22 protein-coding genes are annotated in these 22,052 nt (G+C 51.3%); 5 read left to right on the top strand and 17 right to left on the bottom strand.

Features of this window, described 5'->3' with window-relative positions; all coding sequences use genetic code 11:
• Positions 1-27 precede the first annotated feature (27 nt).
• Positions 28-2,430: a TonB-dependent receptor gene (locus tag JT719_RS12165; RefSeq protein ID WP_207433615.1), complete on the bottom strand. Its 2,403-nt coding sequence runs from the start codon at positions 2,428-2,430 to the stop codon at positions 28-30.
• A 150-nt stretch (positions 2,431-2,580) separates the two neighbouring features.
• A complete protein-coding gene (locus JT719_RS12160) occupies positions 2,581-2,934 on the bottom strand; it encodes a hypothetical protein (RefSeq protein WP_242693227.1) in 354 nt (117 codons plus the stop codon).
• 295 nt (positions 2,935-3,229) lie between these two features.
• Here JT719_RS12160 and htpG point away from each other — a divergent pair, with 295 nt between their 5' ends.
• Positions 3,230-5,050 (top strand): molecular chaperone HtpG, encoded by a 1,821-nt coding sequence (gene htpG / locus JT719_RS12155; RefSeq protein ID WP_207433614.1) that lies wholly within the window; start codon positions 3,230-3,232, stop codon positions 5,048-5,050.
• An 87-nt stretch (positions 5,051-5,137) separates the two neighbouring features.
• Here the strand turns inward: htpG and JT719_RS12150 are convergent, their stop codons facing one another.
• Both JT719_RS12150 and JT719_RS12145 read right to left on the bottom strand, forming a co-directional pair.
• A complete protein-coding gene (locus JT719_RS12150; RefSeq protein ID WP_207433613.1) occupies positions 5,138-6,058 on the bottom strand; it encodes a hypothetical protein in 921 nt (306 codons plus the stop codon).
• Between the two features lie 285 nt (positions 6,059-6,343).
• The gene (locus JT719_RS12145; RefSeq protein WP_207433612.1) at positions 6,344-7,294 is read right to left on the bottom strand and encodes a hypothetical protein; all 951 of its coding nucleotides are present in this window, start codon (positions 7,292-7,294) and stop codon (positions 6,344-6,346) included.
• 242 nt (positions 7,295-7,536) lie between these two features.
• On the opposite strand from JT719_RS12145, the gene JT719_RS12140 reads away from it, so the two are divergent.
• The gene (locus JT719_RS12140) at positions 7,537-8,805 is read left to right on the top strand and encodes an exo-beta-N-acetylmuramidase NamZ family protein (protein ID WP_207433611.1); all 1,269 of its coding nucleotides are present in this window, start codon (positions 7,537-7,539) and stop codon (positions 8,803-8,805) included.
• A 555-nt stretch (positions 8,806-9,360) separates the two neighbouring features.
• Here the strand turns inward: JT719_RS12140 and trxA are convergent.
• The 11 genes from trxA to JT719_RS12085 all read right to left on the bottom strand — a co-directional run bounded on the left by trxA (position 9,361) and on the right by JT719_RS12085 (position 17,378).
• Entirely contained in the window at positions 9,361-9,681 is a 321-nt protein-coding gene (gene trxA / locus JT719_RS12135; protein ID WP_207433610.1) for a thioredoxin, read from the bottom strand.
• A gap of 78 nt (positions 9,682-9,759) precedes the next feature.
• The gene (locus tag JT719_RS12130; protein ID WP_207433609.1) at positions 9,760-10,572 is read right to left on the bottom strand and encodes an AraC family transcriptional regulator; all 813 of its coding nucleotides are present in this window, start codon (positions 10,570-10,572) and stop codon (positions 9,760-9,762) included.
• An 85-nt stretch (positions 10,573-10,657) separates the two neighbouring features.
• Complete coding sequence (locus JT719_RS12125; protein WP_207433608.1) at positions 10,658-11,425, bottom strand: DoxX family protein; 768 nt, start codon at positions 11,423-11,425, stop codon at positions 10,658-10,660.
• A gap of 245 nt (positions 11,426-11,670) precedes the next feature.
• On the bottom strand, positions 11,671-12,033 hold the full coding sequence (locus JT719_RS12120; protein WP_207433607.1) for a hypothetical protein: 363 nt from the start codon (positions 12,031-12,033) through the stop codon (positions 11,671-11,673).
• Positions 12,034-12,045: 12 nt separating this feature from the next.
• Positions 12,046-12,720, bottom strand: a complete 675-nt coding sequence (locus JT719_RS12115; protein WP_207433606.1) for an HAD-IA family hydrolase — start codon at positions 12,718-12,720, stop codon at positions 12,046-12,048.
• 104 nt (positions 12,721-12,824) lie between these two features.
• Positions 12,825-13,655 carry a 4,5-DOPA-extradiol-dioxygenase gene (gene ygiD / locus JT719_RS12110; RefSeq protein ID WP_207433605.1) on the bottom strand — a complete coding sequence of 277 codons (831 nt, stop codon included), beginning with the start codon at positions 13,653-13,655 and terminating at the stop codon, positions 12,825-12,827.
• 174 nt (positions 13,656-13,829) lie between these two features.
• Positions 13,830-14,420: a Crp/Fnr family transcriptional regulator gene (locus JT719_RS12105; protein WP_207433604.1), complete on the bottom strand. Its 591-nt coding sequence runs from the start codon at positions 14,418-14,420 to the stop codon at positions 13,830-13,832.
• 5 nt (positions 14,421-14,425) lie between these two features.
• Positions 14,426-14,752 carry a DUF5615 family PIN-like protein gene (locus tag JT719_RS12100; RefSeq protein ID WP_207433603.1) on the bottom strand — a complete coding sequence of 109 codons (327 nt, stop codon included), beginning with the start codon at positions 14,750-14,752 and terminating at the stop codon, positions 14,426-14,428.
• A complete protein-coding gene (locus JT719_RS12095; RefSeq protein WP_207433602.1) occupies positions 14,736-14,978 on the bottom strand; it encodes a DUF433 domain-containing protein in 243 nt (80 codons plus the stop codon). The genes JT719_RS12100 and JT719_RS12095 overlap by 17 nt, the downstream gene beginning before the upstream one ends.
• 340 nt (positions 14,979-15,318) lie before the next feature.
• Complete coding sequence (locus JT719_RS12090; protein WP_207433601.1) at positions 15,319-16,263, bottom strand: NAD(P)H-dependent flavin oxidoreductase; 945 nt, start codon at positions 16,261-16,263, stop codon at positions 15,319-15,321.
• 116 nt (positions 16,264-16,379) lie between these two features.
• Entirely contained in the window at positions 16,380-17,378 is a 999-nt protein-coding gene (locus JT719_RS12085; protein WP_207433600.1) for a sugar phosphate nucleotidyltransferase, read from the bottom strand.
• Between the two features lie 318 nt (positions 17,379-17,696).
• Between JT719_RS12085 and JT719_RS12080 the strand changes: the two genes are divergently transcribed.
• From JT719_RS12080 to JT719_RS12070, 3 genes are all read left to right on the top strand, one after another.
• On the top strand, positions 17,697-18,275 hold the full coding sequence (locus JT719_RS12080; protein WP_207433599.1) for a LemA family protein: 579 nt from the start codon (positions 17,697-17,699) through the stop codon (positions 18,273-18,275).
• Positions 18,276-18,448: 173 nt separating this feature from the next.
• Complete coding sequence (locus JT719_RS12075) at positions 18,449-18,910, top strand: TPM domain-containing protein (protein ID WP_207433598.1); 462 nt, start codon at positions 18,449-18,451, stop codon at positions 18,908-18,910.
• The gene (locus JT719_RS12070) at positions 18,911-19,699 is read left to right on the top strand and encodes a TPM domain-containing protein (RefSeq protein ID WP_207433597.1); all 789 of its coding nucleotides are present in this window, start codon (positions 18,911-18,913) and stop codon (positions 19,697-19,699) included.
• A gap of 843 nt (positions 19,700-20,542) precedes the next feature.
• Here the strand turns inward: JT719_RS12070 and fbaA are convergent.
• The gene (gene fbaA / locus JT719_RS12065) at positions 20,543-21,610 is read right to left on the bottom strand and encodes a class II fructose-bisphosphate aldolase (RefSeq protein ID WP_207433596.1); all 1,068 of its coding nucleotides are present in this window, start codon (positions 21,608-21,610) and stop codon (positions 20,543-20,545) included.
• A 53-nt stretch (positions 21,611-21,663) separates the two neighbouring features.
• A complete protein-coding gene (locus JT719_RS12060; protein ID WP_207433595.1) occupies positions 21,664-21,912 on the bottom strand; it encodes a 2TM domain-containing protein in 249 nt (82 codons plus the stop codon).
• Between the last annotated feature and the right edge of the window lie 140 nt (positions 21,913-22,052).

Here is a 22,052-nt window from a genome sequence, read left to right as displayed (position 1 = left end):
AAGTCTTTATTCTGGTGAAAAATACGGTTAGAAATTCAGCGGGATGCTCACCCGCAGGGTAATGGACCGGCCTATCTCATCGGCGTAATACCGGAAACGGTTCAGGTAATCACGGTAGGCAGTGTTTAAGAGGTTCCGGCCAATCAGGCCTACCTCAATCTGCTGCTTGCCTAGTTGCAGGGTGGTGCCCGCCTCGGCGTTCAGCAGGAAATAACCAGCGGGTGGCATGGCGTAATCCCGAGCCAGGTAATTGTCTGGAATGTGACGCTGCCGGGCTACGGCTAAGCCACTTACTTGAATAAAGTTTTGCGCAAATACTCCCCGGGCTCCCAACTGCTCTACAGAATAACGCAGGCTGTTCTCGTAGCGGTCTGTGGGAATCCAGATCAGGTACTCATCGGCGGTACGGTTATAAGCCCGCACAAGAGACGCCTTGGTGGCGAACAAAAGGTGATCCGTTAACTGGTAAGACGCACTCACATCTACCCCGGTAAAGGTGGCATTGGCTTGTTTCTGACGGGCCGTTAAGAAAGCCCCCCTGATGGTAAGCGTAGGCACCGTATCGGGTTCCTGGTAAATGTAGTTGTCTATGTAGTTGCGGTACACACTAATCTCGCCGTTCAGGCGCTTGTTCTGGATGTAAGCCAGCGTAGCCATGAAGTTGTAAGCCCGCTCCACGCCCAGGTTGGCGTTGCCGTACTCATAGGTGCCCGTACCGTGGTGGATACCGTTGCTGTACAGCTCACTGGTAGTAGGCGAGCGCCAGGCCGTGGAAGCATTCAGGTTAAGGTCCAGGTGCGGCCCGAAGTGGTAGATGGCCCCCAGTGTACCAGACAAGTTCTGGAACCGGTGCGTGGGCGTGAGCAGCTCGTTGTCAAGCGCCGACTGACCGGTTCTCTCCGGGGTGTCTTTGCGGTACAGCTTGGCCTGCAGATAGCGGTAATCGTACCGAACGCCTGCTTCTACGTGCCACTTGCCTTTCTCCCAGTGCTCAATCCAGAACAAACCACCGGTGTGCATCTGGTAGAACGGCACAAAGAACCTGCCCTCGTACCGGTTGAACTGGTACTGGTACGTGGCCCCGATGCTGCCTTTCAGGTTCCTGATGAGCGGGTGTTCCCAGACGGCCTCGGTGCTATGGGTGGTGATCTCAAACCTCAAGCCAGGGGTGCTTTGGTCGCCGTGGGCGTCATACTCCTCGCGCTGGTTATATTGCCGGGCATAGGTGAAGAGCAGTCGGCTGGCGGGTCCGGTGCGGTAGAAGCCGTGCAACCGGAACAAGTCATGCGTCACGTTTTGGTAAGGCACACCAATGTCATAAGTGAAATCGGCTTCCGGCTCCGGGTGTTCCCGTTGCAGGGCGTTGCGGATGTCGGTGAGGTTACCCACGTGTGAGGCCGAGAACACGCCCAGCTTGGTGTCAAATCGGCTGAAAAAAGCGTCCACCCCAAACTTCTCGCGGGTCCAACCGGCGGCGGCCGAGAAGTTCTGCTCCTGATAACCGGTGTTGGCCAGATAGTAGTCAGGGGTTTTGCTGTTCCCGGCCTTTTTGAGCGTGCCCTGCAGACGCCAACTCAGCGACGGAATACCCGCCGGGTTGCTTTCCACCATACCAGACAGCACACCCTGGCGGTTGTGGCTCACCCCTACCAGGTTCAGCTCGGCGCTGGTGCCCGCGGAGTCTCTCAAGGGCTTGGGTTCTACCAGAATCACGCCGCCTATGGCATCGGCGCCGTAACGTACGCCGGCAGCACCTTTTACTACCGTCAACTCAGAAGCCACAAACGGGTCAATCTCTGGCGCGTGCTCAGAACCCCACTGCTGGGCCTCGTGGCGCACGCCGTTGTTCATGACCAGTACGCGGTTGCTGTGCATGCCGTGGATCACGGGTTTGGCGATGCTGGGTCCCGTCTGGATGCTGGTAAGCCCCGTCATGCGCTCCAGCGACTGGGCCAGCGACTGACCCTGGGTCTGCCGCAGCTCCTGCCCTTTTAGCTGGCTGGTAGCCTGGGTAACTTCTTCGCGTTGCCGGGCCACCCGCACTTCCACCGAGTGCAGTTGCAGGGCGTCTGGGTGCATCCTGAAATTGATTACCTCGGGTGCCCGTACCGATTTTTCCAGGCGTTCTGGGTTGTAGCCAATGTAAGACACTACCAACCGGTACGTGCCGGGGCAGAGATCGTGGAAATGGTAATGACCGTTGGCATCGGTGATGCTGGTGTGTTGGGTGCCCTCCAAAACTACGGTGGCACCTATCAATGGGCTGCGATCTTCGTGGTCTGTAACCGTGCCAGACAAGGTAATGCCGCAATCTTCGGCAGAAGGGGCGTCTTGCAGGGGCGGTACCGGACCCGTTTGTGCCATGGTTCCGGCCGAAGCCAGACCAATGCACAGCAGAAGCAGCACAAAATAGCTTATGTATTTGCGCAACTCAGTAAGAAAAAAGAAATGGAAAAACAGGAGGAGCGTCCTCCAAACGTCCTTGGGAGTAAGCCAATGTTTCCGGCCTGTTTGCAGGAAAACAGCCTCAAAATAGCTCAGCGCAGAAGTGCCAGGCTATCCTTACCCGCAAGGAAAAAGCTAGGAAAGTTGCATGGCGGGTGGGCCGCGGAGGAAATGATGGGTAGCAGAAGTGCTATAACCTGCCTGGGGCGCAGAGACTCCAAACGGGATCTCATACGTGACAGGCGAGGGAAGAACCACCGCCTCTCCGGGCTGGAAAGGGGCGTGGAAAAGGTTGTCGGTATGGCAGTGGGTGTGTTTCTGCCCTATGTGCGTCTGCGACTCGTCATGGGGCTTTTCCTGGGTATGTTCGTGCGCGTGCAACCGTAGCAGCAGCTCGTTGGGGGTCATGACCCGCGCGAACAGCAGCAGCAGAAAAAGGGCACTATACCGGGTAAAGTTTTTCACCGCACAACCAAGGGATACAGACAAATATACGAAATGTTTGTAGGTACAGCCAAAATCCTGCCGCTTTTGCGCACGCCAACGCTGACATCCTGTCATTTTTGCCCGGCTGGAACAGCTTTTGCCAAAGGGAGAATTGCTGATTGTTCATTGACAATTGCTTTCAGCAATGGCGCGGATTCAAGAAGTTGCTCTTTAGAGAGGAACGAAGAAGTGCTTGTTCCTGGCCTGTTTTCTGGAAAACAGATTAAAAACAGGGAAACAGGACACCGAAAGAGAAAAAAAATAGTAATTAATTACATACACATCGATATAAACGGAAATGGAAGAAAAAGGCACGATTTCGATTCACACCGAGAACATTTTCCCCATCATCAAGAAGTTCCTGTACTCAGACCACGAGATCTTCTTGCGTGAGTTGGTTTCAAACGCCGTAGACGCGAGCCAGAAGGCCAAGCGTTTGTCGGTGATTGGTGAACTGAAAGGCGACCTGGGTGACCTGAAGGTGACCGTGAAGGTGGACAAAGAGAAAAAGCAGATCATCATCTCGGACAACGGGATAGGGATGACCGCCGAGGAGATCAAGAAATACATCAACCAGATCGCTTTCTCCGGCGCTACTGAGTTTGTGGAGCGCTACAAAGACTCTACCGACAAGAGCCAGATCATCGGGCAGTTCGGTTTAGGTTTCTATTCTGCCTTCATGGTGGCCAGCACCGTGGAAATTGACACTTTGTCGCACCAGGATGGCGCGGAGCCTGCGCACTGGATCTGCGACGGTTCTACGGAGTTCTCCATCACTACCGGAACTCGCACCGAGCGTGGTACCGATGTGATCCTGAACATCGCCGAGGATTCTGAGGAGTTCCTGGAAGAAGCCCGCTTGCAATCTATCCTGAACAAATACTGCAAGTTCTTACCCATTCCGGTTGAGTTCAACGGCGAGACCATCAACAACCCGAGCCCGATCTGGACCAAGTCTCCGTCTGAACTGACCGACGAAGACTACAAGAACTTCTACAAAGAACTGTATCCTTTCTCTGAGGACCCGCTGTTCTGGATTCACCTGAACGTGGACTATCCGTTCAACCTGACCGGTATTCTTTACTTCCCTAAAGTGAAGAATGAGTTCGATTTCCAGAAAAACAAAATCCAGCTCTACAGCCGCCAGGTATTCATCACCGATGAAGTGAAAGACGTAGTTCCGGAGTTCCTGATGCTGCTGCACGGCGTGATTGACTCACCAGACATTCCGTTGAACGTGAGCCGCTCGTTCCTGCAGGCCGATGCGAACGTGAAGAAAATCAACACCTACATTACCCGTAAGGTGGCCGATAAACTGAACGAGATCTACAAAAAAGACCGCACCGCTTACGAAGAAAAGTGGAACGACATCGCGGTGTTCGTGAAGTACGGCATGTTGTCTGATGACAAGTTCTACGAGAAAGCCAAAGACTTCGCCCTGCTGCAAAGCACCGACGAGAAATTCTACACCCTAGAAGAGTACCGCAACTACGTGCAGGCCAACCAAACCGATAAAAACGGCCAATTGGTGATCTTGTACACGACTGATGCCGAGAAGCAGCACGCCTTCATTGAGACCGCCAAGAACCGCAACTACGATGTGGTGAAGCTGGACACCATGATTGACCCGCACTTCATCGGTCAGTTAGAGCAGAAACTGGAGAAAACAACCCTGAAACGCGTAGACGCCGACACCATCGATAAACTCATTGAGACTGATGCCAAACCGGCCAGCGTATTGTCTGAAGACGAGACCAAGCGTTTGAAGGAGCTGTTTGAGAAAGCCATCAACAACCAGAACATGACCGTGGGTGTAGAGGCTTTGAGCACCGATGACCAGCCGGTAATCATCACCCTGCCTGAGTTCATGCGCCGCATGAAAGACATGAACCGCATGGGCGGCGGTGGCATGATGATGGGCAACTTCCCAGACATGTACAACGTGACCATCAACGCCAACCATCCTATCAACCACCGCATCCTCAAGCACAACGACGAGCGCGGCGAGAAGATCGCGAAACAGGCCTACGACCTGGCGTTGCTGTCGCAGAACATGCTTTCCGGTGCTGCCCTTACCGCGTTTGTGAAACGTAGCGTGGAGCTGATTGACAAAGAATAGTAGTTCCCATTTTAGAGTAGTTTTATAGAAAAGAGGCCGGAAACGAAAGTTTACCGGCCTCCTTTGTTTTTTATATGGGATTATACCTCAATCTGATACTGGGTTGTATATTATTCCTGCTTTCTGGTACTGCTTTAGTAGGGCATTAGCAGTGGCTGTGTTACCTTTCTGAAGCGCTTTATAATAGGGCTGAACAACTTTGTTCGCTTTTGAATTTGGGGCCTTCTTTTGTAAATACTGGTAAGCCTCTGCATAATAAGAATCTAACCTATTATTTTCAAAACTTAGAACGGGGGTATTGTCCATTCCCGTTAAGATAATTGTCATATAACTCTCCAAAAGCATTTCTCCTTCTTTTTGAAAAATGAAGTTAGGGTGCTTCTCAAGAAAATTCTCCCACCAAATAATTCTGTCAGCAAATTGAGTGGGGGTAACAGTTATACCTGCATCTTCATCAAAGCCTTCTTTGTCTTCTTTATTTACTTGTTCTAAATATTCTTTTAAGTCTGGGCTTACAAAGGTATAGAAATGATTAGCTACAAAGTCACGGTTTTGGTCGAGATAGGTGCCTCCTTCTGTCACCGCTATTTCAAAACCATTTGCCTCAGCTTTTCTTTCATAATCCACTAACTTCTTTGGAATAGGTCCTTCTGTTTCTGTTACTAAAGGATAAAAATCAGTAGTGTCATTTAAATGTATTTCGTTTATAGTGTTGTCTACTCTTAAGTAAAACCTATCGAAAAATACATAGCCAGAGTCTGCAATTGAAGTGGATTGGCTGTTGAATAAAGAGGTGTACTTGTCTGCTGCCTTAGATACGCTGGTAACATCTCCGCTATCTAGTTTCGCCAGGAACTGCTGATATTCTGTTAGCGGAGACACTTTTGGTGTACTTGTTTCCTCAGAAAGTTGCGCTGGCGCCTTCGTCTCTTGTTGGGGGGGACTAGTTTTTTGGCATGCCGCTGCAAGAAGCAAGACGCCTGAAAGCAAATAGAGCAATCCTCTCATAGGTCTGGAAGATGGGAAGTGATTGGATCTAAAGTAACAGTTTTAAAGTAGTTTTTACCAAAAGAGCCTGGAAACTCACGTTTCTAGGCTCTTTGCTTTTAGGCTCCTTTCTGTCTCTCTTCTGTCATCCTGAAAGGATCTTGTGAGCGAACGGTAGTAGCAGCTATTCAATGCCTCTCTAGTTCACCCACAAGATCTTTCCAAGATGACAGGAGATGGTTAGAGTTGATTATTCCAAGTTGCACAGTAACCTCCTCCAAAGAAGTATTCCTGCTTTATATGGAATCAAGACTCCGGTTCTGACGCATTAAGGATAATCCCGTCTTTTTTGTACTGCTTCAGCAGCGCATTCGCCCGGGTTCTGTCTGAGCGTTTCAAGGCTTTGAGGTAAGGTTGTACCAGCTTGTTGGCTTCTGAATAAGGAGCGCATTTATGTAACTCCTGGTAGGCCACCGCAAAATAAGTGTCCAGCTTATTTCTTTCCAAAGAGAGCACGGGGTTGTTGACCAGGCCTTGCAGCAGAACGGTGAAATAGAACTTCTTTCTGGCCTCGCTTTCTTTGGCCCAAATGAAGTTGGGATGCTTGGCGACAAAGTTCTCCCACCAGATAACCCGGTCCACAAAGACTTCTTCAATAATGGCCAGGCCGCCTACATCAGAGAATCCTTCTTTGGTTTCTTTGTTTATCTGCTCCAGGTACTCTTTCAGATCAGGGCTGATGAAGGAGTAAAAGTGAGTGGCTATGAAGTTTCGGTTTTGCTTTAGGTAGGTGCCTCCGTCCAGCAGATCAATGAGAGCAACTTCAAACCCGTTCTCTCTCATGATCTGGTTGTAGTCCATCAGTTCCTGAGGCAAGGAACCCAGACGGGATTCTTCGTAATTTACAGCCAACGGCCTGAAATCGGTGGAGGCTCTGCGATGCAGGTGGTTGAGCGTTTTATCTACCCGCTGGTAAAACTGTTCAAAAAGCACGTATCCTGAATCTGCGAGTGGCTGGGGCTGTCCTTTGAACAAAGCAGCATACTCTTCTGCGGCTTCTGAGACATTGGTGACCTCTGCACTGTCTAACCGGGCGAGGAACACTTCATACTCTTTCAGGGGAGAGTTGCTGGGTTGCAGTTGCATGACCAGAGACAGAAGAGCGGTGCTCATTCCTTTCATTTGAAGATCTGCCTTGTTCTGGCAGGCGGTCAGCAGAAGAAAACCGAAGAACAACAGGCGGTACATTTTCTCCATAGACGTACATAAGATATGGTTCTATGCCATGTAATGGTGGTTCAATATACAAAATACTTAAGGGAAGAAGCCCGGTTTTGTGGCTGCTTTCCAGAAAACCGGCGAAAAACGCAGCGTCTTTCCCCCATGCTCCCGAGCTCTGTTGCCTGGAATTCAAATATTTCAACTCAGACCGCCGTTCAATTGCTACTTTGGCAGCAAACTTTCATCTTGCGCCTTTATCGCACTATTTCTCCCAAACTATGACTAAATCCCTCCTGTCCTGCCTGTCCATTGGCTTGCTCTCGCTGATGCTGGGCTGCTCTTCCTGTTCTAAAGCCTCCACCACTACCGCTTCGTCCACGGCTTCATCGGGTGGTACTGCCGAGGTTAAACCGGCTAAAACCCTGATGACGGGTGCCGACCAAACCCAGAAATACGTGCCGTACCTGAAAGGCAAGAAAGTGGCCATGGTGGTGAACCCGTCTTCCATCATTGGGGGCAAATCCAGTGTAGATAGCCTGTTGGCCTCCGGAATTCAGATTGTGAAGGTGTTCGGGCCCGAGCACGGGTTCAGAGGCAACGCCAGCAACGGCGCGAAGGTAGACGACGAGGTAGACGCCAAAACCGGCATTCCTATCATCTCGCTGTATGGTAAAAAGCGGAAGCCCAGCAAAGAAGATTTGGCGGGCGTAGACGTGCTCATCTATGACATCCAGGACGTGGGCGTGCGCTTCTACACCAACATCAACACCCTGCGCGACGTGATGGAATCCTGCGCCGAGCACAACGTGGAGCTGATGGTACTGGACCGCCCCAACCCACACGCTTACATGATTGACGGACCCATCCTGGACATGAAGTATAAATCGGGCATCGGGCAGTTTCCTATTCCTATTGCGCACGGCTTAACCGTTGGTGAGTTCGCCCAGATGGTAAACGGCGAAGGCTGGATGGAGAAAGGCCTGAAACTGAACAAGCTTAACATCATCAAGATGGCCAATTACAACCATGACATGCCGTATGTGCTGCCGGTGAACCCCTCGCCTAACCTGAACACCCCGCAGAGTGTGATGCTGTACCCAAGCCTGTGCTTGTTTGAAGGAACCATCATCAGCCAGGGACGCGGTACGCACATGCCTTTCACGGTGTTAGGTGCTCCGGCGCTGAAAGGCAAATACGATTTTACTTTCACCCCCGTGAGCATCAAAGGCATGAGCGAAACCCCGCTGCACATGAATGAAGCATGCTACGGCCTGGACTTGCGGAACTATGACGTAGAGCAACTCAGAAAGAAACGCCAGATTAACCTGAGCTGGATGATAGAACTCTACAAAGCCTACCCCGAGAAAGCGCGGTTCTTTGATTCTTCTTACAGCAAGCAGATGGGCGTGATTGAGCGCCTGGCCGGCGTAGCCGATTTCCGGAAACAGATAGAAGAAGGTTGGTCTGAAGAGCAAATCCGGAAAACCTGGGAGCCCGGCCTGAAAGCCTTCAAAGAGATGCGCAAGAAGTATCTGTTGTATCCGTGAGAAAAACAGGTAGACTTATACTTAAGCAAGGATGAAAATTCTAATGAATGGAATCACTTAAGAAGGCCGAGTTAGAAAACGCTAGTTATACCTTGATGTTCTACTTTGTTGTAGTCATTCTGGTCACTATATTCAATACTGCTTCACAGTTCAAGTCTGGATCGTGTACACCCAATCTTGATGTCTTTTCTTTCTTCTTGGTAGGCCTCATGAGCCTAGTCTTGCTTTTTGTCAATGTAATCCGAAGGATAGTTAGAAAGCGGGATACCCTTTACTCGTCCATTCTCCATCTAGTTGGATTCTCCACTTGGTGCTTAATCCTTCGCTTTGGAGGATAAGGGTTGAACTCAAAGCCCAAGAGCATCATATTTCAACCCTGTTTTCACAAAAAGAGGCCGGAAACGCTCCCGCCTCTTTTGTTTTTAGCAGCTATTCCTCCCTTTGTCCTCCTGAAAGGATCTTGTGGGCGAACTAGAAAAGCCGTACTGAAACGCCTCTGCCGTTCATACCTAAGATCCTTTCAGGAGGACAGGAGAAAAGAATAGTTAAATCTCCTTACAAGTGCGCCGCCAGTTTTTTCTCCAGCACATACTTGGGCACGGCGCCCACTTGCTTGTCTACCACTTGGCCGTTCTTGAACACCAATAGCGTAGGCATGTTGCGCACGCCGTATTTGGAGGTAATCACCGGGTTGGCGTCTACGTCCAGCTTGCCTACAATGGCTTTGCCTTCGTATTCCTTCGCCAGCTCTTCCACTACGGGGCCTATCATGCGGCAAGGTCCGCACCACTCGGCCCAGAAGTCTACCAGTACGGGTTTGTCAGATTGTATGGCCTCCTCAAAGGAAGCATCGGTGAGATGAATTGCTTTTACCATGTCCTTGATTGTTAAAGTACAGGGCAAAAGTAGAAGCGCCCGGAGCCGAAGAATTGTACCAGAACGACATTTTTCAGGTTACAGCTGCAAGCCTTGGGACTGCGCGTCCTCAGAGAAATACGTGGTGGGCGTGACGCCGGAGTACTCCTTGAAATCACGATTGAAATGCGCCTGGTCATAGTAGCCGCTGGAGAGCGCCAACTGCGTGAAACTCTGGTCCGGGTCTTGTTGGTAGCGCTGCAGGGAGTACCGGAACCGCTGAATCTTGGTGTATTCCCGCGGGTTAAAGCCCAGCAGATCTTTGAACCGGCGCTCAAACTGCCGGCGGGAGAGGTACAGTTGCTCGTAGAGTTTCTCGGCATCGGGCAGTTGCCCGGCATCAATCTCGGCTTTGATCAGCTTTACCAGAGGTGCATAGCTGCGTTTGTTGTGCAGCAGGTGCCCGGCTAAGAACTGGGTGAGCAAGGCCATGCGTTCCTGGTGCGAGGCCGAGGTGGCGATCTGCTCTTCCAGCACCCGCAAGCCGCTCCCGAAAACATCCTGCACCACCGTCACCTTGTTGCTCACCTCCTGCCCTGAGGTCCCGAACAGCAAACTGGCCGTGTACGGGTACAGTGCCACCCCTATCATCCCGAAGTTCTCCTGCGTGATGATCTCGGTGGGTTTATTGGACGGGCCGTACAGGTAAAACTCCGGCACCGCCTGGTTAGAGCAGGGCGAAAGAAACGAGCCTTTGTAGTGAAACGTGAGCTGGGCGCAACCATTGGCCACGGAGCTGAAGTGGTACGGTGCCGAGATCTCCTGCCCCTCGGCAACCCAGAAATACCGCACGAACTCGGCCAGATGCGGCGGAGGCGGAAACTGCTGGTAAAACGTGGTAGGTGCTGCCATGGCGCTGCTCGGTTAGCCGTTCAACAGGAATCTTCTCTATCAAGTGAAGCCACAGCAAGGTAGTAATTCTCGGGTGTTTTTTCGATTATACCGCCGAAACAGAAGGTTCTGATTGGATTGCCGGGGCGCTTCTGGATTTCAACCAGAGGTTCACCAACAGCAGCACCAGCAATATGCCCGAGTTCACGGCTAGCACCGGCAAAGCCCCGGATATCTTCCCTAACGTCATCAGGAACATATTGGCAATAGCCTGCGCCACCATCACTTTCTCCAACTTGCTAAGTGCGGCCGGCAACAACACGCACGCTCCGGCTAACCCAAAGGTCAGCAGCCCGAACCCGTTGGTCACGTCATAACTGAATTGGGTGGAAACCATGGTGCCCAGCGCTGCTGCTAATATAGCGTAAGGCAACTTCCCGCTCCGGAACTGCTCCAGCGGAGTGACCTCGGCAGAAGTTACTACATCGGAAGAAAACAGGAACTGGAACCGTTTGTATTCATACAATAGCAAGCTCAGGTTCAGCAGCAGGAACACGGCATTCACATACGGCGTGCCGGTCCAGTTCTGTGAAACGGTGACCGCCAGAATGGATACGTTCATGGGCACCAGCATCACGGCACCCAGCAAACTGAACCGCTGCGTGAACAGCAAAGTGCCTACTAACACCTGACATACCGCCACCACCTGCGCAAACAAGCCAAGACCGTGCTTGGCTAACGCTTCCTCCAGCCAGGGCGGACCAATCAGCTGCCCGAAGTTCCCGTGCGTGAGTTTACAGATTCCTGCCGAGAAGAAGACGTAGCCTAAAAAGAGCCGGATGAGAAGCACGAGAAAGTCTTTGTTTCGGAGCATGGCCTGGTAAGTTTAGGTGGAAACTTGGAGCCCGATTTCAACCATCGGCTCCTTGCATGGCTCCAAGTAAAACAGAGTTCAGCAGCCTGAAAAATCATTTAGACCAACCGCCCAATCACTTAGACGAATCCTCAGAAATGAGATGAAAGGATTTCCTGTTTTAGAGGCAGTTTCGGGAAAATGGCGGGAAAACAGGAGTGAGAGTGCCGGGTGGTCTCTAGCGCTTAGAACTCATCTTGTAATTTCTAGCGCGTGAATTTGTTAGCTAATTCAACGTATTTATCTGATTTGGCAAACTCAATACAGTCATCGATAACTCTACTCAGAGCTTTCCTTTCTTCATTTTTGATGCTACTACTAAATTCTGCCTTGGCAACTGCGGCAAGTATCTCTTCCTCATCTTTGGATCTGACTTCGATTTCGTTTCCGTTCAAGAGTAAGCTTCCTGGCCGAGGTAAATTTTCATACCGCTTGAGACTCACCTTTTGAACAAACTCAATCTCGCATGTTTTGGAGTTGTGTTCTTGCAGCGTCAATGTAACAGTTCCTCCGTCCATCCACATCTTCACATCTTCAATTATCAACTTATTTGGTTGAGGGAATACCATATTGATGAGCTGTTAAATAACAGGAATGACTTTCAAAATCTCCCCGGGAGAATGCGCCAGGTAATCCGGGGCGGCGGGCTGCACTACTTCCAGCGCATCGTATCCCCAGCTGACCCAGATGATTTTGATGCCGCTTTTCCGGCAGGCCAGTACATCGCGGAGTTCATCGCCCACGTAGAGCACCTGCGGCGACGTCAGGTTTTTCGCTTTCAGGAAACGGTTGATCATGGTGTCCTTCCCGAAGATTCGGCTCGAAGTCAGGACTTCTTTTATCTCCTGAATGCCGTGTTGCTCCAGAAACGCCCTGATATTGGCCTCTGAGTTAGACGAGACAATGACCGGTTCAACGCCTCGTGCCGCCAGCGTCTGCAGCATCTCCCGGATGCCCGGAAACAAAGCCAGTTGATGCAGTTGCTGCTTGTAGAGCTTGTACAGCCTGAGGGTGAAGAACGGCAGTTTGTACAGCGGAAAGTTCAGGTGCCTGGCGCGCTGCGGAATGGTGAGGGTTCTTAGGTAGGGCAGTTCCTCGTGCTTCAGCGGGAGAAAGCCTTCCTGGGCGGCCAGTTGGTTGAAGACGGTCAGGAAAGCGTCTTTGGAGTCTACCAGCGTGCCATCGAAATCGAAAAGGACGTATTTGATCATCGTGCGGCCACTCACGGCGGCAAGTGCCCGTGAATGCTGCCCCAAGGTAAAAAATCAGGAGAAAGAAGCTGCGTTTTGAAGCTGTTTTAAACAAGAGAGGCCGAAAACAGATCGGCCTCTTTTGATTGGAAGTATGTTCTGCCTTGAGGTTACGCCCCAATTTTCACGGAGGTCATGGTCAGCGAGCCACCCACCATTTTATCGTTGAAGAACGAGGCTTCTTCGTCTTTGCCCTGCAACCCCAGCGTGTAAATGAGCGGCAGGTAATGCTCTACCGTAGGAATGGCCATCAGCGCTTCCTTGCCCAGGGTCTGGTAGTTGATGAGCGGCTGGTGATCGCGGTTCAGGATGAGATCCTTAAATTTCTCGTTCATGGTGTGGGTCCAGTCATAACCGCCCCCGTTGATCATGGCCCAGTTCATCATGCGTAGGTTGTGCACCATGTTGCCGCTGCCGGCAATGAGCACGCCTTTCCTGCGCAGCGCCTGAAGCTCTTTGGCCAGCTCATAGTGGTACTGCGGCCCTTTGGTGTAGTCAATGCTGAGCTGCAGCACCGGAATATTGGCCTCGGGGTACATGTGCCGGATGATGGTCCAGGTGCCGTGATCCAGGCCCCAGTCATGGTCCAGCTCCACGTGGGCGCTCTTGATCAGGTCAACGGTTTCCTGGGCCAGCGCAGCATTGCCGGGAGCCGGGTACTGCACCGCGAACAGTTCCTGGGGAAATCCGCCGAAATCATGGATGGTCTGCGGGAAGTCCATGGCCGTGATCTTGGTGCCCTTGGTAAACCAGTGCGCCGATACCACCAGCACCGCCTTGGGCGTGGGAATCTCCTGCGCCATCTTCTTCCAGCGTTGGCTGAATTCGTTGTCTTCAATGCCGTTCATGGGAGAGCCGTGCCCAATGAAGAGCACCGGCATGGTATAGTCCTGAGGCGTCAGTTCCTCGGTGAATTTCCGGAATGCGCTTAAAGTTGTCATGGTGATTGCTCCTGCTGCCAGTGATTTAATAAAAGTTCTCCGTTCCATCATGTTGGCAAGTATGGATCAAGAAAAGTGAAATCGCCGCGGCAGCTACTGGCAAAACAACCTCTCTCTGCCGCAGGTTCACAGTACAAAGATCGCGCGCGGCGGAGCCGAAAAGAATAAGGTAGTTTAAGAAATCGCCTGCCGGTACAAATCCAGCCCCTCAGATTTAATGGTGCTGAAAAACTCCGGCGTAATGCCTAGATACGAAGCGATGTGGTACTGCGGAATGCGCTGGCTCAGGTCTGGGAACTTGAGCAGGAAATCGCGGTAGTTCTCGGCGGCTGTTTGGGTCATGCCGGTGAGCATCCGCTTCTTGAACGCGAAGTAGCCGTTTTGGAGCAATTTCCTGAAAAACAGGTTGAAAACGGGGCGTTCCTGCGTGAGCTGCTCAAAGGCATTGATGTTGATCTGCGCGTACTGCGTAGCTTCCAGCGCCTGAATAGACAGCATGGCCGGTTTACTGAACGCGATGTCGCTGATCCAGTAGCGCTCCACCGCAAACTCCAGATTCACCTCCTTACCCGCCTTGTCAATGATAAACGACCGTAAACAGCCGCTTTGCACAAAATAGATGGCATGGTTCAGCTCGCCCGTGCGCAGCAAATACTCCTTCTTTTTCGCCTCCTGTGTGGTGCAGATGGCCAGGAACGCCGCTTCCTCCTCTGCGGTGAGCGAGACGTGTTGGGCAAGGGCGGCGGTGAGGAGGTTTTGGGACAAAGGATTTATGAAGTTGTGATGATGATTGGTCCCGGCACCAATGGCGTAGCCAAAACTTCCTTCAACGCGGGGACAAGTGCCTTCAGCGTGATATAGGTGTTATCTGGAGCGGCCAGGACGAGAACCGGAACGGCGTATTTGGTGAAATTCTGCTGGAATTGAAGGTTTCTATCGAAGGTAAGGAGGGCATCAAAATCTTCTGCCAGGAGCAACTGCATTAACTCTCCGTTCTTCTTCCCGTTCCACCCTTTGTCCCACACGGTATAAATTTCATGTTCCTCGAAATCCAGCTTCAGTCGTTTAGGGAGGTTCTCGTCAAGCAGCAGTTTCATACAACTGCTCTATGTTTTTAGACGTGACCAGCTTTCCGGCTATTCCTAACACGGCTACGGCTTGTTCTCTATCTACGGTAGGGAAATCCTCTAAGAACTCATCCAGTGAAACCCCCTTTTCCAAGTGCACGAACAGTGTCTCAATAGGGACTCGGGTTCCTTTGAACACAGGCTGACCTGCCAGAATCTCTGGGTCAATGGTGATATAATCTTTGATGGTTGCCATGGTGAAGTATACGGAGAAGATGTCTTCTGTAGCGTGTTGAAATACCTTTATATAATGCTGCTCTTTTCTGTCATCTTGGAAAGATCTTGAGAGAAGGCTAGAAAAGCGCTGGAGTAAACGTCAATACCATTCGCCCACAAGATCCTTTTAGGAGGACAAGGAAAGTTCTTTGTAGAATGCTTTCAATGGCGCGGATCTACTTCCGAGACTTTCTCTTTAGTTACGGAAGTAAATCCGCGGCATAGTCAGGAATGGCAAAGACATCCCTCTCCGCTCTCATCAAGGAAGAATCTACCGTTTTATCCTGTTTTCTTAAAATATGGTCCTAAACGGAAGGGTACTACCACTCCTTGCAAAACTTCGCTTTCGCCTCCAGAAGCTCCTGCCACATCTCCTGCACTATTTCACCGGCGGGTTTAATGTCCCGCACAATGGCGGCGGCCTGCCCTATCTCCAGTTCGCCCTCTTCCAAGTCGCCCTCGTACATGCCGCGTTTGGCCCGGCGGGAACCTAGTAACTGTGCTAACTCCAGGTTGGTGGCTCCCCGCAGTTCCGCAGCTTTCACGTCCTGGTAGAACTTGTTTTTGAGCAGGCGCACGGGGGTGAGTTGTTTCAGGGAGAGTTCGGTGTCGCCTTCCTGGGCGTTTATCACACGTTCCTTGAAGCTGGGATGCGCACTGGACTCTACGCTGGCCACAAACCGACTGCCTACCTGTACGCCCTCGGCCCCAAGCGCCAACGCCCCGAAGATTCCGGCTCCATTCGCAATGCCGCCCGCGGCGATTAGAGGCAGGTTTACCGCCTGGCGCACTATGGGAATAAGGCAGAAGGTAGTCGTTTCTTCGCGGCCGTTGTGGCCCCCGGCTTCAAATCCTTCGGCCACAATGGCGTCTACTCCGGCTTCCTCGCACTTGCGGGCAAATTTCACGTTGCTCACCACGTGCACCACTTTGGCCCCGTCTTCCTGCAGCACCTTGGTCCAGGTCTTGGGGTTTCCGGCCGAGGTGACCACCACCGGTACTTTCTCTTCCAGGATGATCCTGAAGTGCTCCTCCAGGTCTGGGTACAGCAGCGGCACGTTTACGCCAAAGGGTTTGTCTGTCGCCTTCTTGCATTTCTGAATGTGCTCACGCAGGGTGTCTGGGTACATGGAGCCAGCTCCAATCAGGCCCAAGCCACCGGCGTTACTCACAGCCGAGGCCAGTTTCCAGCCGCTGCACCAGATCATGCCGGCTTGTATAATGGGATATTGGATATTGAAAAGCTGGGTGATTCTGTTGCTCATGGTCTCAAGTATCATGTAGCAAGTAGCAAGACTACAGCCTTGTTTGATGCTACATGATGGATGAATGTTCTACTATAAAGTCGTGCTACCTGATACGTGCTACTTGCTACTAAAAATCAGTGGCTAAAATCAATCTCGGTGCTGTCGCCAATGTTCAGGCGCTGGCTCAGGCCTTTCAGGGCAGAGTCTGAGCCTACCAGCGAGTCCTCTAATACGGCGTAGCCCAGTTCGGCGTAGCCGCCGATGATGGAGTTACGCACAATGGTGTAGTTGAGGATGGCACCCTCGCCAATGGCCACGTTGGGCCCCACAATGGAGTTTGTGATGTGCACGCCCTTGCCAATGCTCACCGGCGGAATGATGATGGTATTGGGGAAATCCAGGTACTCTACCCGCTTGAACTCGGGGCGGTTGAGCAGGGTGGCATTGGCCTGGAGCAGTGTGTCTTTGCGGCCGCAGTCAAACCAGTGGTCCACGGTGAGCGACACCATCTTCTCGCCGTTCTGGATCATGTGCATCAACGCATCGGTGAGATGGTACTCGTTCTGGGTTCTGATATCGTTGACGATGATATGCTCCAATGAATCCACCAGTTTGGCCGGGTGCGCAATCTTGTACAGGCCCACCAGCGCCGAGTTTGATTTAGGAATCTTGGGTTTCTCTACTACTTTGGTGATAAAGCCCTCGAGGTCCATTTCGGCAATCCCGAACATGGTGGGCGTTTTCACGGTCTTTACGGCCAGCATGGTGTGTTCAGACGCCAGAAGCTGTGCCATGTCCACATCCACAATGGTATCGCCTAACTGGATGAGCACGTTTTCCTCGTTCCGGAAAGACTCCCGCGCCGACCACAAAGCATGGCCCAAGCCCTCGCGGGGCTGCTGAATCACAAATTCTGCCTCAATATTGGGGTACTTGCGTTGCACGTAGTGCATGATTTTCTCGCCCAGGTAGCCTACCACAAAGACAAATTGCGTGATGCCTGCGGCTTGCAGCCGTTCAATAATATGCCCCAGAATGGCTTTACCGGCAATGGGAACCAGCGCCTTAGGTTGAGTGTGGGTGTGGGGCCGTAAACGGGCACCCATTCCAGCTACCGGAATTAGTGCTTTCATATTCTGCAAAAGAAGGCTTCTCACCACAAGCTACGCAATTCCTCTGGTTTTCCGGCATTCTGCCTGCCCAGAAGAGCCACCTACTTGTATCGCCTTCAAAATATTAATAGTGTTTTCTGAATATTTAAAAAGAAGCTTCTTATCTTTAGAAACAAGCTTTTACGTAAACCAGTGAGACTTGGTAGCTTACCGTTTTAGGGCCGGTTTAAGGAAATTATGTTGAAAACGCATATTTTCTCTTGCTGCTACGTATAGAAGGTGCCTCTGGGCAAAGAAATACCCATGTAATAACTACCTATTTTGATAAACAACCCTACTATGAAAAAAGTATTGCTTTACCTTGTTGGCTTGGTGATTCTGGCTTCGCAGAGTTCCTGTGGATACAACACCATGGTACAGATGGACGAGAACGTGTCCAGCCAATGGGCACAGGTGCAGAACTCCTACCAACGCCGGGCCGACCTGGTGCCTAACCTGGTGAACACGGTGAAAGGAGCCGCCAACTTTGAGAAAGAAACCCTTACCCAGGTAATTGAGGCCCGTTCTAAAGCCACCAGCATCCAGCTGAACGCCGACCAACTGACGCCCGAGAACATCCAGCGGTTCCAGGAGGTGCAAGGTCAGTTAAGTGGTTCTTTGTCGCGGTTACTGGCTACCGCCGAGGCGTACCCCGACCTGAAAGCCAACCAGAACTTCCTGGAACTGCAGGCGCAGCTGGAAGGCACTGAGAACCGGATCTCCGTGGAGCGGCAGAAGTTCAATACCTCCGTGCAGGAGTATAACTCCTACATCAGGTCGTTCCCGCGGAATTTCTTCGCCGGCTGGTTCGGGTTTGAGCGCAAAGGATACTTCCAGGCCGAAGCCGGTGCCCAAAACGCCCCTACGGTCCAGTTCTAAGCTGGCAGTAAGTAGCACGTATCACGTAGCAAGATTTCCGTAACAGTTATTTTGCTAAGTAATCCGTACTCTGGAAATCATTGCTGCTTTTGGCCTGTTTTACTTAGAACAGGCCAAAAACACCTCCTTCATACTTCTTAATTCCTCATTCCTAATTCTTAATCAAAAGAAGGATGCCACGCGATACCATCTCTGACACAGACGAAGCCGTCATTCTACAGGCCATTCAGGAGGCCGAGCGGAATACCTCGGGCGAGGTACGGGTGCACATTGAGGATACCTGTGAGGGTGAAGTGCTGGACCGTGCTACCCAGGTTTTTGCTTACCTGAACATGCACAAAACCAAACTCAGGAACGGCGTGCTGTTCTACGTGGCCATGAAAAGCCACAAGTTTGCCGTCCTAGGCGATGCCGGCATCAACGCCGTGGTGCCCAAAGATTTCTGGGTAGAAATTAACAAAGTAGTGATTGCCGATTTCAAACAGAGCAAGTACGCCGACGGTCTGAGCAAAGGCATTAAAATGGCCGGCGAACAACTCAAAAGCTATTTCCCATACGCCGGAGACCACTCAGACATCAACGAGCTGTCTGACGATATCTCCTTTGGCAGTTCCCTTGACGAGAATCAAAAGTAAATGAGAAAATCTATCTGGCTTCTGGGGGTTTTATGGCTGTGGGCTTGGCAAGGACTGGCGCAGGATTTTCCGCCACGCCCTAATCCGCCGCGACTGGTCAATGACTTAGCCGATATTCTGAGTCCGCAGGAAGAGCAGGCCCTGGAGCAGAAACTGGTCAACTACAATGACAGCACTTCCACCCAGATTGCCGTTGTCAACATCACCTCCATTGGCGGTTATGATGTGTCTGACTATGCTTTCAGGCTAGCCGAGCAGTGGGGCATTGGCCAGCAGGGCAAGAACAACGGTATTCTCATTCTTACTGCGGTAAAGGAACGGCGCGTGTTCATTGCCACCGGCTACGGCATGGAAGGCGTGGTGCCAGACGCCATTGCCAAACGCATTACAGAATACACCATCAAACCCGAATACCAGCAAGGCAACTACTACGCCGGTCTTGACAAAGGCACCAGCTTCATTATTGACGTAGCCAGCGGCGAATACAAAGCCGATCCGCGCCAGCAACAAAGCGAAGAAGGAGGCGGTTTTCCCCTCCTCTGGATCATCATTGGCCTGCTCATCCTTATCTTCATCATTAGTCGGCGCGGTGGCGGACGAGGTGGCCGGGGCGGCGGCATGCGTACCCTGGGCGGACCATTCTTCCCACCCGTGATCTTCGGGGATTTCTCCGGCGGACGCGGCATCTTTGGGGGCGGCGGTGGCGGCTTTGGAGGAGGCGGCGGAGGTGGTTTCGGCGGCTTCGGCGGCGGTAGCTTTGGAGGCGGCGGGGCTGGTTCCAGCTGGTAAAAAGCTTTCTGCTTGCGCGGGAGGAAGATCTATAAAATCGAATGGGGGCTGTTTTCTGAAAAACAGCCCCTATCCGATTTTATGTTTGTACCAGAGTTGAATGTGTATCTCGTTCACAAACAAACCTTCAAAGAAGTTAAAGTTCAAAGAGGTTAAAGTTCGAAGGGGTGAAAGAAGGAAAACATTCCCTTATTCCTGCCATGATTCAAGTCTGTGACTTGGACCTGCCATGGTCTGAAGTTCGCAAATCAGTAAGGCACTAGCCTCAAATTCACTCTTGCTCTTCTATGGCGCGGAAGTTACTTCCGTGCCTTTCTTTTCTACTTGCTGCTTTGCCAGCCATTCGCCGTTGTTGGTGTTCCGCCGTTGTTGGTGTTCTCACCAACAACCCAATCTGCCTCTCAAGCTACTACTTCCTATTCCCTGATTCAGAACTCTTGACTCATGACTCGCTCTGCGGGCGTTTGTCACTTTTCTCCTTGATGAGAAAAGTAACCAAAAGAATCAAGAAGCCTCAAACTCGCTGACGCTCAAACAGTGAGGCTTCGGATGGTACCACCGGGCACCGTCCTCCGTTTCATAGGGAGCGTGGGCTATTGCTAACTTAGACGCTACTACTTGCCCGAAAGCCCCTGTTGGGTTACGCAGGCGCCCAACAGGGGCTCTGGGACATTCAAGTATTTACTGTTTGGGCTGCTGCAATGCCTTCATTGTCCTGCGGACGGGGCTTTAGTTATTATCTGTTCCCTCAATATTTAAAAACAAAAAAGCCGATCCTTGTGGATCGGCTCTTCTATCTGCATGTGCAATAGCACATCAGCACATTAAAAAATTAGCACATTACTATGCGTTGCGGTTGATGCAGTTCAGGTCCTGGAAGGCCTCTTTCAGGCGGGTAACGAAAGTCTCTTCGCCGGCGCGTAACCATACGCGTGGGTCGTAGTACTTTTTGTTAGGGCTGTCTTCGCCGGTTGGGTTCCCGATCTGGCCTTGCAGATAGTCTCTTTTGCCTTCGTAGTAGTTCTTGATGCCGTCCCAGAATGCCCACTGCATGTCTGTGTCAATGTTCATCTTGATGGCACCGTACTCAATGGCCTCGGTGATTTTCTCTTTCTCAGAGCCAGATCCGCCGTGGAACACGAAGTTCACGGGGTTCTCCTGCGTACTGTATTTCTCCTGGATGTGTACCTGAGAGTTTTTCAGGATCTCAGGCCGAAGCTCTACGTTACCTGGTTTGTACACACCGTGCACGTTACCAAACGCTGCAGCCACGGTGAAACGAGGGCTGATTTTGTTGAGCTCTTCGTAGGCATAAGCCACGTGCTCTGGTTGCGTGTATAAGTGGGCGCTGTCTACGTCTGAATTGTCTACACCATCTTCTTCGCCACCGGTTACCCCCAGTTCAATCTCAATGGTCATGCCCATTTTGGACATGCGCTCCAGGTATTTGGCAGAGATTTCAATGTTCTCTTCCAGAGGCTCCTCAGAAAGGTCTAACATGTGCGAGCTGAACAAGGGCTTGCCGTGTTGAGCATAGAATTTCTCACCGGCATCAAGCAGGCCGTCAATCCAAGGCAACAATTTTTTGGCAGCGTGGTCTGTGTGCAGAACAACCGGAACACCATAGACCTCGGCCATTTGGTGTACGTGGTGAGCACCAGAGATAGCACCGGCAATAGAAGCTGCCTGGCCCTCGTTGCTTAGGCTTTTACCCGCGTAGAACTGGGCACCGCCTTGTGAAAACTGAATAATGACAGGGGAGTTTACCGCTTTGGCAGTTTCCAACACCGCGTTGATGGAGTTGGTGCCAATTACGTTTACTGCTGGCAGGGCGAAGTTATTATCGTTTGCATACTTGAATAACTCCTGCACCTCATCGCCGTACAGAACGCCAGATCTAAATTTAGGCATGGGATAGCTAGTTTTGGTCAACTAGCAAAACTAGTTAATTTATCTGTTAAGTTCTAGGGGTTCTTCTTGCGGGTTAGTTTCTCATACTCACGTTCTACTGCAAAATCCTGTGAGCCATGGTAAGCATCATAGTAATTGAACGCCAATGCCACTCCCCAGCCAAAGGTCATCCAGGCCGGCCATGGAAGCCCTCCGGCCAGAGTTCCCTGCTCTTTGGTAAAGAGCCATACGCACCATACCAGGATATTAATCACAATATACGTGGAGAGATGACGCCTGAACGCCACCCGTTTTTTCGCCAATTTCCAGAGATGTTTATCTTTTCCAGCTTCCATAGACGAAAGAAATATAGTGATAAATAGATATAACGTACAAATACTTATGGATGTTAGCCTATAAAGTACTTGTTTGCCGTAATGTTTTGGATTTCTGCTGCCATTTA

Source organism: Sabulibacter ruber, assembly GCF_017355955.1.
In the GTDB taxonomy this organism is placed as follows: domain Bacteria; phylum Bacteroidota; class Bacteroidia; order Cytophagales; family Hymenobacteraceae; genus Nibribacter; species Nibribacter ruber_A.
Note: the sequence above shows the minus strand (reverse complement) of the source record. Positions and strands in the feature narration are given on the sequence as shown.

Bases quoted from the DNA above. Each gene is read 5' to 3' on its own strand.
- JT719_RS12150 (WP_207433613.1), bottom strand. From the start codon at position 6,058: ATGAGAGGATTGCTCTATTTGCTTTCAGGCGTCTTGCTTCTTGCAGCG.
- htpG (WP_207433614.1), top strand. From the start codon at position 3,230: ATGGAAGAAAAAGGCACGATTTCGATTCACACCGAGAACATTTTCCCC.
- JT719_RS12070 (WP_207433597.1), top strand. From the start codon at position 18,911: ATGAGAAAATCTATCTGGCTTCTGGGGGTTTTATGGCTGTGGGCTTGG.
- JT719_RS12140 (WP_207433611.1), top strand. From the start codon at position 7,537: ATGACTAAATCCCTCCTGTCCTGCCTGTCCATTGGCTTGCTCTCGCTG.
- trxA (WP_207433610.1), bottom strand. From the start codon at position 9,681: ATGGTAAAAGCAATTCATCTCACCGATGCTTCCTTTGAGGAGGCCATA.
- JT719_RS12120 (WP_207433607.1), bottom strand. From the start codon at position 12,033: ATGGTATTCCCTCAACCAAATAAGTTGATAATTGAAGATGTGAAGATG.
- JT719_RS12130 (WP_207433609.1), bottom strand. From the start codon at position 10,572: ATGGCAGCACCTACCACGTTTTACCAGCAGTTTCCGCCTCCGCCGCAT.
- JT719_RS12100 (WP_207433603.1), bottom strand. From the start codon at position 14,752: ATGAAACTGCTGCTTGACGAGAACCTCCCTAAACGACTGAAGCTGGAT.
- JT719_RS12080 (WP_207433599.1), top strand. From the start codon at position 17,697: ATGAAAAAAGTATTGCTTTACCTTGTTGGCTTGGTGATTCTGGCTTCG.
- JT719_RS12095 (WP_207433602.1), bottom strand. From the start codon at position 14,978: ATGGCAACCATCAAAGATTATATCACCATTGACCCAGAGATTCTGGCA.
- fbaA (WP_207433596.1), bottom strand. From the start codon at position 21,610: ATGCCTAAATTTAGATCTGGCGTTCTGTACGGCGATGAGGTGCAGGAG.
- JT719_RS12090 (WP_207433601.1), bottom strand. From the start codon at position 16,263: ATGAGCAACAGAATCACCCAGCTTTTCAATATCCAATATCCCATTATA.
- JT719_RS12145 (WP_207433612.1), bottom strand. From the start codon at position 7,294: ATGGAGAAAATGTACCGCCTGTTGTTCTTCGGTTTTCTTCTGCTGACC.
- ygiD (WP_207433605.1), bottom strand. From the start codon at position 13,655: ATGACAACTTTAAGCGCATTCCGGAAATTCACCGAGGAACTGACGCCT.
- JT719_RS12125 (WP_207433608.1), bottom strand. From the start codon at position 11,425: ATGCTCCGAAACAAAGACTTTCTCGTGCTTCTCATCCGGCTCTTTTTA.
- JT719_RS12075 (WP_207433598.1), top strand. From the start codon at position 18,449: ATGCCACGCGATACCATCTCTGACACAGACGAAGCCGTCATTCTACAG.
- JT719_RS12085 (WP_207433600.1), bottom strand. From the start codon at position 17,378: ATGAAAGCACTAATTCCGGTAGCTGGAATGGGTGCCCGTTTACGGCCC.